Source organism: Silvimonas amylolytica (assembly GCF_014645555.1).
GTDB lineage: Bacteria > Pseudomonadota > Gammaproteobacteria > Burkholderiales > Chitinibacteraceae > Silvimonas > Silvimonas amylolytica.
The window spans coordinates 1,181,427-1,198,186 of record NZ_BMLY01000001.1 but is presented as its reverse complement, the minus strand read 5'-3'; the positions used below and the strand labels follow the sequence as shown (position 1 = coordinate 1,198,186).

The 16,760-nt window shown below is 57.8% G+C and carries 15 protein-coding genes and 3 tRNA genes; 13 read left to right on the top strand and 5 right to left on the bottom strand.

The features are described from left to right. The first annotated feature begins 57 nt into the window (after positions 1-57). The 9 genes from IEX44_RS05215 (at position 58) to IEX44_RS05175 (ending at position 12,390) form a co-directional block, all read left to right on the top strand. Positions 58-3,762 carry a nitrate reductase subunit alpha gene (locus tag IEX44_RS05215; protein ID WP_188689790.1) on the top strand — a complete coding sequence of 1,235 codons (3,705 nt, stop codon included), beginning with the start codon at positions 58-60 and terminating at the stop codon, positions 3,760-3,762. Continuing rightward, positions 3,759-5,315: a nitrate reductase subunit beta gene (gene narH, locus IEX44_RS05210; protein ID WP_188689788.1), complete on the top strand. Its 1,557-nt coding sequence runs from the start codon at positions 3,759-3,761 to the stop codon at positions 5,313-5,315. Before IEX44_RS05215 ends, narH begins: the two co-directional genes overlap by 4 nt. Continuing rightward, positions 5,312-5,980 carry a nitrate reductase molybdenum cofactor assembly chaperone gene (narJ, locus tag IEX44_RS05205; protein WP_229678763.1) on the top strand — a complete coding sequence of 223 codons (669 nt, stop codon included), beginning with the start codon at positions 5,312-5,314 and terminating at the stop codon, positions 5,978-5,980. Before narH ends, narJ begins: the two co-directional genes overlap by 4 nt. 15 nt (positions 5,981-5,995) lie before the next feature. Next, positions 5,996-6,673, top strand: a complete 678-nt coding sequence (gene narI / locus IEX44_RS05200) for a respiratory nitrate reductase subunit gamma (RefSeq protein ID WP_188689785.1) — start codon at positions 5,996-5,998, stop codon at positions 6,671-6,673. 151 nt (positions 6,674-6,824) lie between these two features. Next, positions 6,825-7,799, top strand: coding sequence for a GTP 3',8-cyclase MoaA (gene moaA / locus IEX44_RS05195; protein ID WP_229678793.1), 975 nt, complete (start codon positions 6,825-6,827; stop codon positions 7,797-7,799). Then, entirely contained in the window at positions 7,799-8,308 is a 510-nt protein-coding gene (gene mobB, locus IEX44_RS05190; protein ID WP_188689779.1) for a molybdopterin-guanine dinucleotide biosynthesis protein B, read from the top strand. The genes moaA and mobB overlap by 1 nt, the downstream gene beginning before the upstream one ends. Before the next feature lie 35 nt (positions 8,309-8,343). Next, on the top strand, positions 8,344-10,305 hold the full coding sequence (locus IEX44_RS05185; protein ID WP_229678762.1) for a type IV pili methyl-accepting chemotaxis transducer N-terminal domain-containing protein: 1,962 nt from the start codon (positions 8,344-8,346) through the stop codon (positions 10,303-10,305). Next, on the top strand, positions 10,298-10,972 hold the full coding sequence (locus IEX44_RS05180; RefSeq protein ID WP_188689774.1) for a response regulator: 675 nt from the start codon (positions 10,298-10,300) through the stop codon (positions 10,970-10,972). The genes IEX44_RS05185 and IEX44_RS05180 overlap by 8 nt, the downstream gene beginning before the upstream one ends. An 86-nt stretch (positions 10,973-11,058) precedes the next feature. Further along, a complete protein-coding gene (locus IEX44_RS05175; protein WP_188689771.1) occupies positions 11,059-12,390 on the top strand; it encodes an NCS2 family permease in 1,332 nt (443 codons plus the stop codon). Positions 12,391-12,461: 71 nt separating this feature from the next. On the opposite strand, the gene IEX44_RS05170 is transcribed toward IEX44_RS05175, so the two are convergent. The 5 genes from IEX44_RS05170 to rluD all read right to left on the bottom strand — a co-directional run bounded on the left by IEX44_RS05170 (position 12,462) and on the right by rluD (position 15,496). After that, the gene (locus IEX44_RS05170; RefSeq protein WP_188689769.1) at positions 12,462-13,100 is read right to left on the bottom strand and encodes a peptidoglycan DD-metalloendopeptidase family protein; all 639 of its coding nucleotides are present in this window, start codon (positions 13,098-13,100) and stop codon (positions 12,462-12,464) included. Between the two features lie 149 nt (positions 13,101-13,249). Continuing rightward, the gene (locus IEX44_RS21160) at positions 13,250-13,384 is read right to left on the bottom strand and encodes a hypothetical protein (RefSeq protein WP_268238864.1); all 135 of its coding nucleotides are present in this window, start codon (positions 13,382-13,384) and stop codon (positions 13,250-13,252) included. A 111-nt stretch (positions 13,385-13,495) separates the two neighbouring features. Further along, positions 13,496-13,684, bottom strand: a complete 189-nt coding sequence (locus tag IEX44_RS05165; protein WP_188689766.1) for a Lar family restriction alleviation protein — start codon at positions 13,682-13,684, stop codon at positions 13,496-13,498. Between the two features lie 29 nt (positions 13,685-13,713). Beyond that, entirely contained in the window at positions 13,714-14,451 is a 738-nt protein-coding gene (gene pgeF / locus IEX44_RS05160) for a peptidoglycan editing factor PgeF (RefSeq protein WP_188689764.1), read from the bottom strand. Further along, positions 14,438-15,496: a 23S rRNA pseudouridine(1911/1915/1917) synthase RluD gene (rluD, locus tag IEX44_RS05155; RefSeq protein WP_188689761.1), complete on the bottom strand. Its 1,059-nt coding sequence runs from the start codon at positions 15,494-15,496 to the stop codon at positions 14,438-14,440. The genes pgeF and rluD overlap by 14 nt, the downstream gene beginning before the upstream one ends. Between rluD and IEX44_RS05150 the strand changes: the two genes are divergently transcribed. From IEX44_RS05150 to IEX44_RS05135, 4 genes are all read left to right on the top strand, one after another. Next, positions 15,495-16,295, top strand: a complete 801-nt coding sequence (locus IEX44_RS05150) for an outer membrane protein assembly factor BamD (protein WP_188689758.1) — start codon at positions 15,495-15,497, stop codon at positions 16,293-16,295. The genes rluD and IEX44_RS05150 overlap by 2 nt on opposite strands. 71 nt (positions 16,296-16,366) lie before the next feature. Beyond that, positions 16,367-16,442 (top strand) — tRNA-Ala (locus IEX44_RS05145). 59 nt (positions 16,443-16,501) lie between these two features. Continuing rightward, positions 16,502-16,577, top strand: a tRNA-Glu gene (locus IEX44_RS05140). A 75-nt stretch (positions 16,578-16,652) separates the two neighbouring features. After that, a tRNA-Arg gene (locus IEX44_RS05135) sits at positions 16,653-16,729 on the top strand. Positions 16,730-16,760 lie beyond the last annotated feature (31 nt).

Here is a 16,760-nt window from a genome sequence, read left to right as displayed (position 1 = left end):
TTGCAATTGGCGCGATCCGTTTGCCGCGCCCGCAACCATGACGAGAACGGGGTCCGCATGAGTCACCTGATAGACCGATTGAAGTTTTTCTCCCGCACCCGCGACACCTTTGCCAACGGGCATGGTGCCGTGGTGAACGAAGACCGCAAATGGGAAGACGGTTATCGCAACCGCTGGACACACGACAAGATTGTGCGTTCTACCCATGGTGTGAACTGCACCGGTTCCTGTTCCTGGCGGGTGTTTGTCAAAAATGGTCTGATTACCTGGGAGCTGCAGCAAACCGACTACCCGCGCACCCGACCTGATCTGCCCAACCACGAACCGCGTGGCTGTCCGCGTGGGGCGTCTTATTCCTGGTATGTGTATTCTGCCCAGCGCGTGAAATACCCCATGCTGCGCGGGCGCCTGGCGCTACTGTGGCGTGAAGCCCGCAAAACGCTGGCGCCAATCGAGGCCTGGCATTCCATCGTCTCTGACAAAGCCAAATCCGACAGTTACAAACAGGTGCGCGGACAGGGTGGTTTTGTGCGCAGCAACTGGGACGAAGTCACCGAACTGATTGCTGCCGCCAACGCCTACACCATCAAGGAATACGGCCCGGATCGCGTGATCGGTTTCAGCCCGATCCCGGCCATGAGCATGGTCAGTTATGCCGCCGGCGCACGTTACCTGGGGCTGATTGGTGGCGTGCCACTGAGCTTTTATGACTGGTACTGCGACTTGCCACCGGCCAGCCCGCAAGTATGGGGCGAGCAGACCGACGTGCCGGAATCGGCCGATTGGTATAACTCGACGTACCTGATGGTCTGGGGTTCCAACATCCCCATGACCCGCACGCCAGACGCCCACTTTTATACAGAGGTCCGCTACAAAGGTACCAAGACGGTGGCGGTCTCTAGCGACTTTGGCGAAATGGCCAAGTTCGGCGACATCTGGCTGGCCCCCAAACAAGGGACCGATGCCGCGCTGGCACTGGCGATGGGCCACGTGGTGCTCAATGAATTCCACAAGAACGGCAAATCTGACTACTTCCGTGATTACGGCAAGCAGTACACCGATTTCCCCATGCTGGTGACGCTGCGTGAGCAGGGCGAAGGTCTGGTGCCGGATTACTTCTTGCGTGCTTCCATGCTGCCAGGTGCTCTGGGTGAAGAGAAAAACCCGGACTGGAAAACGGTGTTGATCGATGAAACCACCGGCGCGCTGGCCGTCCCCAACGGGACCATCGGCTCGCGCTGGCATGAAGAAGGCGCGAAGAAAGGCAAGTGGAACCTGGAGCTGAAAAACCTGGCTGATGGTCGCCAGATTGATCCGCTCTTGAGTCTGAAAGACCGCTCGGATGAGATTGTCAGTGTCGGCTTTGATTACTTCGGCGGTGACAAAGACGACCTCTTGTTCCGCAACGTACCGGCCCGCCGTGTCACGCTGAAAGACGGCACTACCGCACTCGTCGCCACTGTGTATGACCTGATGCTGGCCAACTACGGCGTCGATAACGGCCATGGCGGCGCGAATGTCGCTACCTCTTACGATGACGACATCGCCTACACGCCGAAATGGCAAGAGCGCCATACCGGCGTGAAGGCTGCTGATGTCATCACCGTTGGCCGCGAGTTTGGCCAAAACGCCCACGACACCCACGGCAAGAGCATGGTGGTGGTCGGCGCGGCGCTGAACCACTGGTTCAACAACGACATGACCTACCGCGGCATCATCAACTTGCTGATGATGTGTGGCTGTGTCGGCCAAAGCGGTGGCGGTTGGGCGCACTATGTGGGCCAGGAAAAACTGCGTCCGCAACCAGGCTGGACCCCGCTGGCGTTTGGTCTGGACTGGAATCGCCCGGTACGCCAGATGAACGGCACCAGCTTCTTCTACGCCCACACCAGTCAATGGCGCCACGAAAAACTGGGTGTAAACGAAATCCTCGGCCCCAAGGCCAACACCAACCAGTACGAAGGCATGGCGCTGATCGACTTCAACGCCAAAGCCGAGCGCATGGGCTGGTTGCCCTCGGCCCCGCAACTGGAAACCAATCCGCTGGAAATCACCCGCCAGGCCAACGCAGCTGGTGTTGATCCGGTGCAGTTTGCGGTTGACGGGTTGAAGTCCGGCACGCTCAACATGAGCTGCGAAGACCCGGACAATCCCAAGAACTTCCCGCGCAATCTGTTTGTGTGGCGTTCCAACTTGCTGGGTTCATCCGGCAAAGGTCACGAGTACTTCCTCAAGTATTTGTTGGGCACCCAGAACGCGGTGTTTGATGACGAAACGACCGGCATCAAACCGTCTGAGGTGAAGGTGCGCCCGGCCGCTGAAGGCAAGCTGGACCTGCTGACCGTGCTGGACTTCCGTATGTCCACCACCTGTCTTTACGGCGACATCGTGTTGCCAACCGCCACCTGGTATGAAAAAGACGATCTGAACACGTCTGACATGCACCCGTTCATTCATCCATTGAGTGAAGCCGTGCAACCGCTGTGGCAATCGAAAACCGATTGGGAAATCTACAAAGCCATCGCGAAGAAGTTCAACGAGATCGCCGGCCCGTATCTGGGCGTGCAAAAAGACCTGGTGCTGACCCCGCTGATGCACGACAGCCCGGCCGAGCTGGGCCAGCCGTTTGCGCCCAAAGACTGGAAGCGCGGCGAGTGCGACCTGATCCCGGGCAAGACCGCGCCGAACATGACGGTGGTGGAGCGGGATTACAACCGGATTTACGAGAAGTTCACCACCATCGGCCCGTTGCTGAAAAACGTGAACAACGGCGGCAAGGGGATTTTCTGGAAAACCGGTCACGAGATTGACGAACTGGCTGCGCTGAACGGCATTGCCGCAAATGGTCAGCCCAAGCTGGAAACCGCCATCGATGCGGCCGAGATGATCCTGACCCTGGCACCGGAAACCAACGGCCATGTGGCAGTGAAATCCTGGCAGGCGCTCTCTGAAGTCACCGGGCGAGATCACACGCACCTGGCTGCCGGGCGCGAGCATGAAAAAATCCGCTTCCGTGATGTCCAGGCCCAACCGCGCAAGATCATCAGTTCGCCCACCTGGTCTGGTATCGAGAGCGAAGAAGTCAGCTACAACGCCGGCTACACCAACGTGCATGAGCTGATCCCATGGCGCACGCTGACTGGCCGCCAGCAGTTCTATCAGGATCACCGCTGGATGCTGGATTTTGGTGAAGGCTTCTGCGTGTACAAGCCGCCTGTCGATCTGAAAGCCGTCGCGCCGATGCTGGGCAAGTCGCCCAATGGCGAGAAAGAGATCGTGCTCAACTTCATCACACCGCACCAGAAGTGGGGCATCCACTCCACTTACTCCGACAACCTGCGCATGTTGACGCTCAGTCGTGGCGGCCCGCACGTGTGGATTTCCGAAGCAGATGCGAAAAACGCCGGCATTGTCGACAACGACTGGATTGAAGTCTTCAACAGCAACGGCACGCTGACTGCGCGTGCGGTGGTCAGCCAGCGCGTGCCCGACGGCATGACATTGATGTACCACGCCCAGGAAAAGATCGTGAACGTGCCAGGTGCCGAAACCAGTGGCAAGCGCGGCGGCATTCACAACAGTGTGACCCGCACCGTGACCAAGCCTACGCACATGATCGGTGGCTATGCCCAGCAAGCCTACGGTTTTAACTACTACGGCACTGTGGGGGCCAACCGCGACGAATTTGTCATCCTGCGCAAGATGAAGAAGGTCGACTGGCTGGAAGGTGAACTGAAGGGTGAGAAGGGAGAAACCAAATGAAAATCCGCGCCCAAGTCGCCATGGTGCTGAACCTGGACAAGTGCATTGGCTGCCATACCTGTTCCGTGACCTGTAAAAACGTCTGGACCAGCCGTGATGGCGTGGAATACGCCTGGTTCAACAATGTCGAGACCAAACCCGGTATTGGTTACCCCAAGGAATGGGAAAACCAGAAGAAATGGAACGGTGGCTGGAAGCGTTTGCCCAGCGGCAAGATCGAACCACGGCAGGGCGGCAAGCTGCGCATTCTGGCGCAGATGTTTGCCAACCCCAATCTGCCGGAAATTGACGACTACTACGAGCCGTTTACCTACGACTACGAGCATCTGCAAAACGCCAAAGAATCGCAGACCCCACCCACAGCCCGGCCGATCTCGGTGATCACCGGCAAGAAGATGGAGAAAATCCATTGGGGCCCGAACTGGGAAGACGATCTGGGGGGCGAGTTTGCCCAGCGCAGCAAAGACATGCTGTTTGAGAACGTGCAGAAGGAGATGTACAGCACGTTCGAGAACACTTTCATGATGTATTTGCCGCGCCTGTGCGAGCACTGCCTGAACCCGGCCTGTGTGGCATCCTGCCCGTCCGGTTCGGTCTACAAGCGTGAGGATGACGGCATTGTGCTGGTTGATCAGGACAAATGTCGTGGCTGGCGCATGTGTGTTTCCGGCTGCCCGTACAAGAAGATTTACTACAACTGGCAGTCTGGCAAGGCAGAGAAGTGCACCTTCTGCTTCCCGCGCATTGAAGGCGGTCAGCCGACCGTGTGCTCCGAGTCTTGCGTAGGCCGTATCCGCTATCTGGGCGTGATGCTGTACGACGCTGACCAGATCGAAAACGCAGCATCGGTCGAGAACGAACAAGACCTGTACGCCGCGCAGCTCAAGGTGTTCCTTGACCCGCATTCGGCTGAAGTCCAGGCCGAAGCGCTCAAACAGGGTATTCCGCAATCGTGGCTGGATGCCGCCGTCAAATCGCCGGTCTACAAGATGGCGATGGAATGGAAGATTGCCTTCCCGTTGCACCCGGAATATCGCACCTTGCCGATGGTCTGGTACGTGCCGCCACTCTCACCGATCCAGTCCGCCGCAGAGTCGGGTCTCCTGGGCAAGAACGGCATCCTGCCAGATGTGAGCGAACTGCGTATTCCGCTCAAGTACCTGGCTAACCTGTTGACCGCTGGCGATGAAAAGCCGGTGCTGGATGCTCTGGAACGCATGCTGGCCATGCGCGCCTATATGCGGGACAAGTCAGTCCATCAGCTTGAAAACCTGGAGGTGCTCAAGCAGGTTGGGCTGACTCAGGCGCAGGTCGATGACATGTACAAAGTAATGGCGATTGCCAATTACGAAGATCGCTTTGTCATCCCTTCCAGTCATAAAGAACAAGTGGAAGACAGTTTCAACGATAAAGCCGCCTGTGGTTTCACCTTTGGCAATGGCTGCTCGGGTGGCGTCTCCACCGAGGGTCTCTTCGGTCAGCGCAAGCAGGGCAGCACCATCTTTGTGGATATGCCCAAGTCCCGCAAAAACAAATCGGAGGTGCAGTCATGAACATGCGCATTCCGCAAACCGTGCATTTTCAGGTGATGTCGGCGCTGCTGCAGTATCCGGAGCAAGACCTGCTGGATGCAGTGCCAGAGCTTGATGGGCTGCTGGCACTCGCACCAGACGGTGTGCGCGTCAAACTGGCACCGCTGTTTGCTCACTTGCGCGCGCATTCGCTGATTGCCGCGCAGGAAATCTATGTCGATACCTTTGACCGGGGCCGCAAGTTCTCTTTGCACCTGTTCGAACATATCCACGGCGAAAGCCGCGACCGTGGTCCGGCCATGGTGGATTTGATGGATGCCTACAAGCAGCACGGTTTTCAGGTAGAGGCCAGCGAGCTGCCGGATTTCCTGCCGCTTTTGCTGGAGTTCATGGGCGGCGTTGACCAGGATGTGGCGCTTTCTTTTCTGAATGAAGCGATCCATGTCATCGCCGTCATTGGTGAGCGGCTGGCCGAAAAAAGCTCGCCCTATGCCTGCGTGTTCAACACGCTGGTAAGTCTGGCTACGGTAGCGCCGCTGCCACTGGTGCAACCGCCAGTACAGGATATGGATGAAGCCATGGAAATGTTTGGCCCCGGTGCAGATGGCATTGAGCCGCTACTCAAGCCGGGCGCCACGCAGCGTATCGAGTTTTACCCGCGCCAGCAGGCGCGATCAGCCGCATAAGGGGAGGGCAGCAATATGAATCAGTTTTTCTTTGGCGTTTACCCCTACATCGGGCTCACGGTGTTTCTGTTTGGCAGCCTGGTGCGGTTTGAGCGCGAGCAATACAGTTGGCGTAGCGAATCGACTCAACTGATCCGTCGTGGTCAGTTAAGGCTGGGTTCTTATCTGTTTCACATCGGCATCCTGATGGTATTCCTGGGGCACCTGGGCGGTTTGCTCACGCCAATCTGGATCTGGGACGCCCTGGGCGTGCCGCACAGCGTGAAGCAGTTGATCGCCATGGTGGCTGGTGGCGTGTTCGGCAGCATGGCGTTGGTGGGGTTACTGGTGCTGTTGCATCGCCGCTTTAGTGATGAACGGCTGAAAGCCCTGACCAACTGGCGCGACAAACTGACCCTGGGATGGATTCTGGTGACGCTGCTGCTGGGGCTGTCGACGATTGTGGTATCCAAAGACCATCTGGACGGCCACATGATGACGCTGTTCATGGAATGGGCGCAGCGTATCCTGACCTTTCGTGGGGGTGCGGCTGACCTGATTGCAGCGGCTCCGCTGATTTTCAAGCTGCATATGTTCATGGGCATGACGCTGTTTGTGATCTTCCCGTTCACGCGTCTGGTGCATGTCTGGAGCGGTTTTGGCGCTGCGGCCTATGTGACCCGGGCCTGGCAGGTGGTGCGGCCACGGGGCTAAACAGGGCCGGATAACCGGGGCCTGGATGATGTGCGCATGACCAGACCAGGCACCCGGCATATCAATCTGTATCTAATAGTCATAAAATGGATGCTTACGAGCAGGGGACTTCATGAACGCGCCATTGCGCCAGACCGAAACCAGTACACCAATCCTGACCGACCGCTTTGGCCGGACGGTGGACTACGTGCGGCTCTCGGTCACGGATCGCTGCGATTTGCGTTGTTCCTATTGCATGCCCAAGGGCTTTCAGGGTTTTGAAGAGCCGGAGCACTGGCTGACCTTTACCGAGATCGAGCGCCTGATGGGTGCCTTTGCACGTCTTGGTGTGGGCCGCGTACGGCTAACCGGCGGCGAGCCCTTGTTGCGGCGGAACCTGCCTGATCTGGCGGCACGCCTCAAAGCACTACCGGGCTTGTTTGATTTGTCGCTCTCGACCAATGCCACGCAATTGGCGCGGCATGCCAAAGCCTTGCGCGAGGCGGGCGTTGATCGCCTCAACATCAGTCTTGATACCCTGGATGGCGCCTGTAACGCGCATATCACTGGTCGCGATACGTTCGAAGCGGTGATGCAGGGGATTCAAGTTGCCCGGGCTGAAGGGTTTTCGCCAATCAAGCTCAATATGGTGGCCATGAAGGGCGTGAACGATCACGAGATCGAGCGCATGGCCGAGTTCGCCATGGAGCAAGGCTTCATTCTGCGTCTGATTGAAACCATGCCCATGGGGCAGACAGGCCGCAACGCGCAATATCTTGATCTTGGCCCCGTGCGTGAACGCCTGGTCACGCGCTTTGGTCTGGTGCCGGAAGTCCGCGAGTTGGGCGGCGGCCCGGCGAGGTACTGGGCAACACCCGATGGTGCCGGCCGGATTGGCTTTATCACGCCGATCTCGCAGCATTTCTGTGCAACCTGTAACCGTGTGCGGTTGGCGGTGGATGGCACTTTGTATATGTGTCTGGGGCAGGAAGAACGCTTTGAATTCCGCCCGCTATTGCGTGACGGCGCGTCTGACGCAGAACTGGAAGCCGCCATCCGCGAAGCCATTGAGTTAAAACCGGAACGCCACGAGTTCCGTGAGCAGCCGGGCAAGATTGTCCGCTTCATGTCCCAAACGGGTGGTTGATGACCCGACGCGTTTTTGGTCTTGTCGGTAGTTCTGGCAGCGGCAAGACAACCTTGCTCGAAAAACTGATTGGCATATTCACTGCCCGTGGCGTCAGCATTAACGCCATCAAGCACTCTCACCATGACATCATGCTGGAACCGCCCGACAAAGACAGTGCGCGCTTTCGTGCTGCTGGTGCGGCAGAGGTTATGGTGGTGTCGCCTTATCGTTACGCGATCTTCCATGAACTGCGAGATGCGCCAGAACCAGACATCCATGCGCAACTGAGCCGGCTGGCTCCGGCTGATCTGACGTTGATCGAAGGCTTTCGGCAGCATCCATTTCCCAAGCTGGAAGTCTGGCGTAGTGCGAATGGCAAGCCGCCACGTTTTCTGGATGACCCAGCCATCATTGCGTTCGTGAGTGATGACGCCGCCCCCCAGTCTCATGATCTGGCCCGCTTCGGGCTGGACGACCTGGACGCCATTGCCGACTTTATTCTGCAATCGGCCCAGGATATCGGATAACACCGGCAAGGCCGGTACGCACAGTGAGAGCAACCGTGCCGGACACGAAACCAGTCCTTGCATCAGGCGCCTTGCGCTTGCCATTGAACCGCCAGTTATCGATGCGGGTGCTGGCGCTGCTGCTGGCCACGCTGGCGGTCGGCCTGCTGGCGATTGGCATCACGCTGTACCTGTCCTGGCAACTGGAAGGAAGCGGTGCTGCCATTAACGCCGCGGGTAGTCTGCGCATGCGCACCTACCGCATGGCCCTGACGCTGGAGCACTACGCCAGTACGCGTGACCCGCAGCTCAATACCCGATTGCGGGCAGAAGATTCAGACTTCCGCCAGACCCTTGAACTTTTGCGCAAAGGCGATCCCGGCCGTCCGCTGTACCTGCCCGATACCCCTGCGGTACGTCAGCGCTTTGCTGAAATTGAACAAGACTATGCGCGCTTGAGTCGCCATTGGTTCTTGCCTGTGGAGGCGGGCCAGCCGCTGCAAGACTGGCAGGCTTTCCGCACAGATGCTGACCAGTTTGTCGATCGTATCAATGATCTGGTGCTATCCATTGAGCAACTCAATACCCGCCGTACCTTATGGTTGCGGTCTTCCCAGATGTTCCTCGTTGCCATGGCGGTGGCGGGTGCATTTGGGCAGATCTATCTGATGTTCCTGCTGATATTCCGGCCACTGGAACGGCTGCGCGGTGGCATCTCGCGCATGACCGAAAAAGATTTCACTGTGCGTTTGCCCGTAGAGTCGCGCGATGAGTTTGGCGAGGTTCAGCATAGCTTTAACCGCATGGCGGATCGGCTAGAAGAAGCTTATGGGTCGCTGGCGCTGCGCGTGGAAGAAAAAACTGCGGAATTGAACGCTCAAAACGGCGAGCTCTCGCTGCTATATGACGTCGTGGCATTCGTGAATCGCCCTCAGACATCGCAAAACCTGTGTCAGGGCGTGCTTGAGCGATTGCTTGCCTGGTTTGGCGCCGATGCCGGTAGCGTGCGCGTGATTGACCCGCTGAAGCAGTCGGCCTGGTTGATGACGAGTGTTGGTCTGCCAGAATCACTGCAAGAAGCAGAAATCTGCCGGCGACATGAAGGCTGTCATTGCGCGCCAGCGCGTAAGGGCGAAGTGGTGATCGTGCAGATGCTCCCGCACCCGGGGCAGGCCTCATCCATCTGTGCCGAAGCCGGTTTCCAGCAAGTCAGCGCCTTCCCGATCAGCGCAGGGGACAATCATCTTGGCGTGATTACATTGCACTTCGCCGACAAACGCGTGGTGTCGGAGCGAGAAACCCAATTGCTGACCACCCTGGGGCAACATCTGGGCATTGCGCTGGATAATCTGCGTCTGGCTGCGCGAGACAAAGAGCTGGCCGTGTCGGAAGAGCGCAACCTGATGGCGCAAGGTTTGCATGACAGCATTGCTCAGGGCCTGAGCTTTTTGAACTTGCAAGTGCAAATGCTGGATGACTCGCTCAAGCGTAATGCCACCAGTGAGGCGCAAGAGATCGTCCCCCTGTTGCGGGCCGGGGTGACGGAAAGCTATGAAGACGTGCGCGAGTTGCTGCTGAATTTCAGGACCCGTTTGCAGGAAGGGGATCTACCGGGTTCCATGCAGACGGTGATTGATAAATTCCGCAAACAGACCGGTATTGCTACCTCGCTCAAACTGACAGGCCAGGGCCGACCCCTATTGGCAGATCAACAATTGCAACTGTTGTTTATCCTGCAAGAGGCGCTTTCTAACGTGCGCAAGCATTCGCAGGCGACGCTGGTCGAGGTCACGCTACACAACGACACCCCGCTGGAGTTGATGATCCGCGACAACGGGCGTGGTTTTGACGAGGTGGAAATGGCGCGTCGTGCCGAGCGCCACGTGGGCTTGAATATCATGCGTGAGCGGGCCGAGCGCCTGGGCGCGCAGCTGGATCTCATTAACGATAAAGGTGTGAGCGTGGTGCTGACCATGCAGCGCGCCGTAGTAACCCAGGGAGAGGGCGCCAATGTCTGAGCCAGTTCGCGTATTGCTGGTTGACGATCACACGCTGTTTCGCAGCGGCATCCGTTTGCTGCTGGGCCGTCAGCCTGATTTTGAAGTGGTGGGCGAGGCCGCGGATGGTGCCGAAGCCGTCAAACTGGCACATGCACTCAAGCCGGATGTCGTGCTGCTGGACCTCAACATGCCAGGGTTGTCTGGCGTCGAAGCGTTAAGCCTGATGCTGCAAGATGCGCCCACGCTGGCGGTCTTGATGCTGACGGTCTCCGAAGATGCTGATGACCTCGCTACCGCCTTGAGGGCTGGTGCACGGGGTTATTTGCTCAAGAATATTGATGCTGATTATCTCGTCAACGCAATCCACCGTGCCTGCGCTGGTGAGGCCGTGGTGGCAGAGCCGATGACGGCCAAGCTGGTACAGCAGTTTCGCGTGGCCAGCACTACACCACCGGTGCCGCGTGAAGAAGACAAACTCACGCCACGTGAGCGGGAAATACTGGGCTATCTGGCATTGGGCGAGGCCAACAAAGTCATTGCGCGCCGGCTGGATCTGGCTGAAAGCACGGTCAAGATTCATGTGCAGAACATCCTCAAGAAACTTGGGCTTTCCAGTCGGGTGCAGGCCGCAGTGTATGCCGTTGAACACGGCCTGGGCGCCAGTGAGGGCAACCATTTGTCCTGACATTGGTACGAAAACGGCCACGCCAGGTGAACGCCCGCGTATATTGCGCACGCCTTTTAAAAACAGAAACGAAACCGGAACACCTCATGCAGCAAACCAACTCCGCCGCGTCCGGCGGCTTGTTCGAACGTGTATTCAAACTGCGCGAACACGGCACGGATGTGCGCACCGAACTCATCGCCGGTGCCACTACCTTTCTGACGATGGTGTATATCATTTTCGTGAATCCGCAGATTTTGTCTGCCGCCGGCATGGATACCCAGGCCGTGTTCGTGGTGACCTGCCTGATCGCCGCTATTGGTAGCATCGGCATGGGGCTCGTGGCTAACCTGCCCATTGCGCTGGCGCCCGCCATGGGCCTGAACGCGTTTTTTGCCTTTGTGGTGGTTGGTGGTCAGCATCTGTCCTGGCAAGTGGGTATGGGCGCTATTTTCTGGGGGGCGGTCGGGTTCTTTCTGCTGACCATTTTGCGTGTGCGTTACTGGCTGATCGCCAACATTCCGTTTGCGCTGCGCGCGGGGATTGGCGCCGGTATTGGCCTGATGATTGCGCTGATGGGTCTTCATAATGCAGGCATCGTGGTTGCCAGCCCGGCAACCATGGTCACGGTGGGTAATCTGACTTCGCTGCCGTGTGTGCTGGGTACCCTGGGGTTTTTCATCATCGCCATTCTGGCTGCACGCGGTATTCACGCTTCGGTGCTGATTTCCATCCTGGTCACTACCACACTGGGTCTTCTGTTTGGTGACGTGAAGTTCCACGGCGTGGCCTCGCTGCCCCCGGCCATTGGTGACGTGTTTGGCCAACTCGCAATCAAGGACTCATTCAGCCTGGGCATGGGCGCGGTGATTTTCTCGTTCATGCTGGTCAGTTTGTTTGATTCTTCCGGCACCTTGATTGGTGTGGCGGGTAAAGCTGGTCTTGCGGATGAACGTGGTCGTTTCCCACGGATGAAGCAAGCCTTGCTGGTAGATAGCACGGCTTCTGTACTTGGCGCGTTTATGGGTACGTCGGCGATCTCGACCTACATTGAAAGCTCGGCTGGCGTGTCCGTCGGTGGCCGCACAGGGCTGACCGCCGTGGCCGTGGGCGTATTGTTCTTGCTGGCGATCTTCTTCTCGCCCCTGGCCGCGATGGTGCCGGCCTACGCTGCCGCTGGTGCGTTGATTTTTGTGGGCGTCTTGATGACGGCTGAACTCAAGCGCATCAACTGGGACGATATGACCGAGAGCGTGCCCGCTTTCATCACCGCAGTGATGATGCCGTTTTGTTTCTCGATCACAGAAGGTATTGCCGGTGGCTTTATTGCGTATTGCGTGATGAAAGCAGGCACCGGCCGCTGGCGTGAGATCCGGTTGCCCGTACTGGTTGTAGCTGTGCTTTTTCTGATCAAGTTCATCATGGACGGTGGCCATTGATCTTGATGGTTATGGCGCATTTGCAGCGATAAAAAAGGGCGGAAGAATCCGCCCTTTTTTGTTGTCCCCACTTAGGGCAGGAAGTCGGTCGGGTCGACCGCTTTACCCTTGTAGCGCAACTCAAAATGCAGCATGACGCGGTCTGCGCCGCTATCGCCCATGGTGGCGATCTTCTGGCCTTGACTCACCTGGTCACCTTCACCGACCAGCAGATTGTCATTGTGTGCATAGGCAGTCAGATAGTCCTGATTGTGCTTGATCACCAGCAACTTGCCGTAACCACGAATCCCTTCACCGGCATACACCACTTTGCCGGCGGCAGCGGCGACGATGGTTGTGCCTTTATCGCCGCCAATATCGATCCCGTTATTGCGGGTGGCGGCGGTTTTCAGTTCTGGCCCTTTGGCAGGCCAGATCAGGGCAATTTTGGGGGCCGCAGCGGGTGCAGGGGTTGGGGTTGCCACGGGTCTGGAGGGGGCTGGTTTGCTGCTGGCTGCCGGGTTGCTGCCGGGTGGCTTCACGCGCAAAACCTGTCCGACCTCAATCGCAGTGGTGTCTTTAAGGTTGTTCCAGCGCGCCAGGTTGTTCACGCTCTGGCCGTTATTGACGGCAATCCGGTAGAGCGTGTCACCTTTTTGCACGCGGTAATAACCGCTGCCGACAGGTTCGTCAGGTGTGCTGCTACACGCGGCCAGGAGAATGGCAAGCATGCTGGCGATAGCCAGGCGGAGAAAAGAAGCAGGTAGTGAAGTCACGGGGCTGGAAAATGGTTGTGATTGCGGCAGATTGTAAAGGCAGGCAGACGATAATCCCAACGCTTGTTCCTGGTAATTCCTGCCTGGCAACGCTCCGATACCGGTCAGCCCGGGGTTGGCGTATCCCGCACCACGGGGGCCAGATGAAATCCGGGGCTTTCCGGCCAATGGATGGAGGACGAACCCAGGCAGGCCCGCATCTGGCGACGGCGGCTGGCGGCCTGTTGCTTTGAAGACACCACACTTTAGTCAGGGCATCAAAATGCGGTGATCGGGTGGGGTATGGTCGTATTGATGTTCAGAGTGGGCCGCGTTTTGGGCGCAGCCCAGTCTTGAGCAGGGAAGGGCAATTATTTGAGCTTGTTCCAGGCCGCAATCGCTTCTTTGCGATTGGGTTGCGGTGTACTGATCATGCTGCAATTGCCATTGCGCCCATATTTGCTGCATTCCAGCCAGACACGGTTTGCACCCGCTTTGCGGATTTCGGCATGAGCGCCACAGCGCGGGCAGGGCTGAATTTCGGTGGTAGTGCCAGACATGAAAATTCGCTTTGTTCCGGGGAAGGGGGTCAGGATGTCAACCAGATCAGTGCCGCCATGCGGCCGGTCTGTTTGTCGCGCCGATAAGAAAAGAAGTTGCGGCGATCGCTCACAGTGCACAAGCCGCCGCCATGGATGCTGCCGATTCCCGCTGCGGCAAGCCGCTGACCGGCCAGGGCATAGATATCGGCCAGCCACTTGCCTTCGTCGGCGCCGGGTTTAAAGGCGCTGGCGGCTTGCGGGTCGTGTGCCATGAACGCATCGCGCACTTCTGAACCGACTTCGAACTGATCAGGGCCAATGGCAGGGCCCAACCAGGCCATGATGTCTTCCGCCGGGCGTTGCATGCTTTCCAGTGTGGCCTCGAGCACGCCCTGGCACAGTCCGCGCCAGCCGGCATGTGCCGCAGCAACAACGGTCCCCGCGCGATCACAAAACAGCACAGGCAGGCAGTCAGCAGTCATGATGACGCAGACATCATCAGGCGCAGTGCTAATGCTGGCGTCTGCATCGCAGTCGCCAACAGTTGCGACCACTGTACCGTGAACCTGGTTGAGCCACTTGGGTTCAGCGGGTAGATGCTGGCGCAGGATCGCGCGGTTTTCTGCGACGTCCAACGGGTCATCGCCGACATGTGTACCCAGGTTGAAACCATCCCAGGGGGCACTGCTCACGCCACCATGGCGCGTGGTCATCAACGCCATGACATTGGCCGGTGCCGGCCAGTCAGGCATCAGGAAATACGGCGCGACGTTAGTCTCTGACATAGATGACTTCCATATCGTGATCGTCATCCTCGTCGCCCCAGTCTTCCTCTTCATCCCAGGTCTCGTCCAGACCTGCCTGAGCGCGCATGACGTTGAGTAGCGATTCAAAATCAACCGGGATCGGCGAGCGCCAACTCATCACCTTGCCCGTAGCCGGGTGTGTCAAAGAGAGCTTGCGTGCATGGAGCGCCTGGCGGCTGAAGTCCTCAAGCGCCAGCATGATCTCGGGCTCCAGTCGCTTGGCACGGCCACTATAGACCGGGTCTGCAGCCAGCGGATGTCCCAGATGTGACATGTGTACGCGAATCTGGTGAGTGCGGCCAGTTTCAAGGCGGCACTCAATCAGCGTAAATCCGTCGAACTTCTCCAGTACGCGATAATGGGTGACGGCATGCTTGCCCGTGCCCACCACTGCCATGCGTGTGCGCTCTTTGGGATGACGGCCAATGGGCGCATCAACCGTACCGTCACGCTTGACCAGCCCCTGGGCTATCGCCAGATAATGGCGCTTGACGGTATGGGCCTGCAATTGTTTGACCAGGTGGTTTTGCGCCGCCAGTGTGCGTGCCACCACCATCAGACCACTGGTGTCCTTGTCCAGACGGTGTACGATGCCGGCTCTGGGTACGGTTTTGAGTTCTGGGTAGTGGTGCAGCAACCCGTTGAGCAAGGTGCCGGACCAATTACCGCTGCCGGGATGGACGACCAGCCCGGCCGGTTTATCGATCACAAGGATGGCGTCGTCTTCATAAATGACGTCCAGTTCGATGTTTTCCGGCTGGAAGGCGACTTCTTCGGGATCGGGCTGGATATCAACAGACAGCGTCTCGCCGCCCCATAGTTTGGTCTTGGGTGTGGCAGGCTGACCGTCAACGGTGACAAGGCCATCCTTCACCCAGCCGGCCAGCCGGTTGCGTGAATAATCAGGTAACAATTGCGCCAGCGCGGCATCCAGTCGGGAACCTGCATAGTCCTGAGGTACGGCCAGGATACGCGGCTGCGCGAAATCGCTATAATCGTCGGGTTCTAATTCGGGATTCATCATGAACAAGATTTTACCGCGAATCGCCGCATTCGCAGTGGCTGCTTTGTTGCTGGCCGGTTGTGCATCCACAGCAGACGAGCAAGACGAGACTAAAGGCTGGTCTGCAGAGAAGATCTACAACGAGGGCAAGAACGAGCAAACAAGCCATAACTGGGATCGCTCCACTAAGTTGTTCGAGGCGCTGGAAGCCCGCTATCCATATGGACGCTTCGCCCAGCAAGCCTTGCTGGAAATGGCATACAACCAGTACAAGAACCAGGATGCCCAACCCGCACTGGCTTCGCTGGATCGCTTCATGAAGCAGTATCCGGCTCACCCCAGTATGGACTATGCGCTGTATCTGAAGGGGCTCGTTAACTTCAACGAGACGCAAGGTTTCCTGTCGGCGCTGGCCAAGCAGGATATGTCCGAGCGTGATCCGAAAGCCGCACGTGAATCGTTCGATTCGTTCAAGGAACTGGTCGATCGTTATCCGGACAGCAAATATGCCGAAGATGCCCGTAGCCGCATGGCATATCTGGTGGGTGCGCTGGCAAACCATGAGTTATTCGTGGCCAAGTATTACTACCGTCGTGGCGCTTATCTGGCGGCCGCCAATCGCGGCAAGGGTCTGGTGGAAAACTTTGGCAATACCAAGATGGTAGAGCCTGCGCTGGGCATCATGGTGCGTTCCTATGACAAGCTGGGTTTGACAGAACTGCGTGACGACGCCAAGCGTGTGCTGCTGCAGAACTACCCCAACACCGTCGTATTGCAGGATAGCTACTGGAAGACGGGTTCGTGGTGGACTCTCTGGTAATAAATTTTTAAGAAAATGCGCATTGGGGGTTTACAAGCAGCATATCGTCACCTACAATGCGCATCTCTTTCGGGGCTATAGCTCAGCTGGGAGAGCGCTTGCATGGCATGCAAGAGGTCAGCGGTTCGATCCCGCTTAGCTCCACCAAACAGATGCGGCTGCTCAGGAATGCAGTAACTCTTGAGCAGCCGCATAAATGTTTAGACGTCCCCATCGTCTAGAGGCCTAGGACACCGCCCTTTCACGGCGATAACCGGGGTTCGAATCCCCGTGGGGACGCCACTACACCAGTGGTGTTTGTAGTAGCAGTAAAGTAGTAGCAGTAAATAATAGTGGTATCAGTTGTGAAGTTTATGTGCGCCCGTAGCTCAGTTGGATAGAGTATCTGGCTACGAACCAGAGGGTCGGGCGTTCGAATCGCTCCGGGCGCACCATCTCACACAAGTCCATCGCTTATGCGAGCCT

Excerpts from the sequence above, each read along its gene's own strand:
- IEX44_RS05215 (WP_188689790.1), top strand. The coding sequence starts at position 58 with ATGAGTCACCTGATAGACCGATTGAAGTTTTTCTCCCGCACCCGCGAC.
- narH (WP_188689788.1), top strand. The coding sequence starts at position 3,759 with ATGAAAATCCGCGCCCAAGTCGCCATGGTGCTGAACCTGGACAAGTGC.
- narJ (WP_229678763.1), top strand. The coding sequence starts at position 5,312 with ATGAACATGCGCATTCCGCAAACCGTGCATTTTCAGGTGATGTCGGCG.
- narI (WP_188689785.1), top strand. The coding sequence starts at position 5,996 with ATGAATCAGTTTTTCTTTGGCGTTTACCCCTACATCGGGCTCACGGTG.
- mobB (WP_188689779.1), top strand. The coding sequence starts at position 7,799 with ATGACCCGACGCGTTTTTGGTCTTGTCGGTAGTTCTGGCAGCGGCAAG.
- IEX44_RS05180 (WP_188689774.1), top strand. The coding sequence starts at position 10,298 with ATGTCTGAGCCAGTTCGCGTATTGCTGGTTGACGATCACACGCTGTTT.
- IEX44_RS05175 (WP_188689771.1), top strand. The coding sequence starts at position 11,059 with ATGCAGCAAACCAACTCCGCCGCGTCCGGCGGCTTGTTCGAACGTGTA.
- IEX44_RS05170 (WP_188689769.1), bottom strand. The coding sequence starts at position 13,100 with ATGCTTGCCATTCTCCTGGCCGCGTGTAGCAGCACACCTGACGAACCT.
- IEX44_RS05165 (WP_188689766.1), bottom strand. The coding sequence starts at position 13,684 with ATGTCTGGCACTACCACCGAAATTCAGCCCTGCCCGCGCTGTGGCGCT.
- pgeF (WP_188689764.1), bottom strand. The coding sequence starts at position 14,451 with ATGTCAGAGACTAACGTCGCGCCGTATTTCCTGATGCCTGACTGGCCG.
- IEX44_RS05150 (WP_188689758.1), top strand. The coding sequence starts at position 15,495 with ATGAACAAGATTTTACCGCGAATCGCCGCATTCGCAGTGGCTGCTTTG.
- rluD (WP_188689761.1), bottom strand. The coding sequence starts at position 15,496 with ATGATGAATCCCGAATTAGAACCCGACGATTATAGCGATTTCGCGCAG.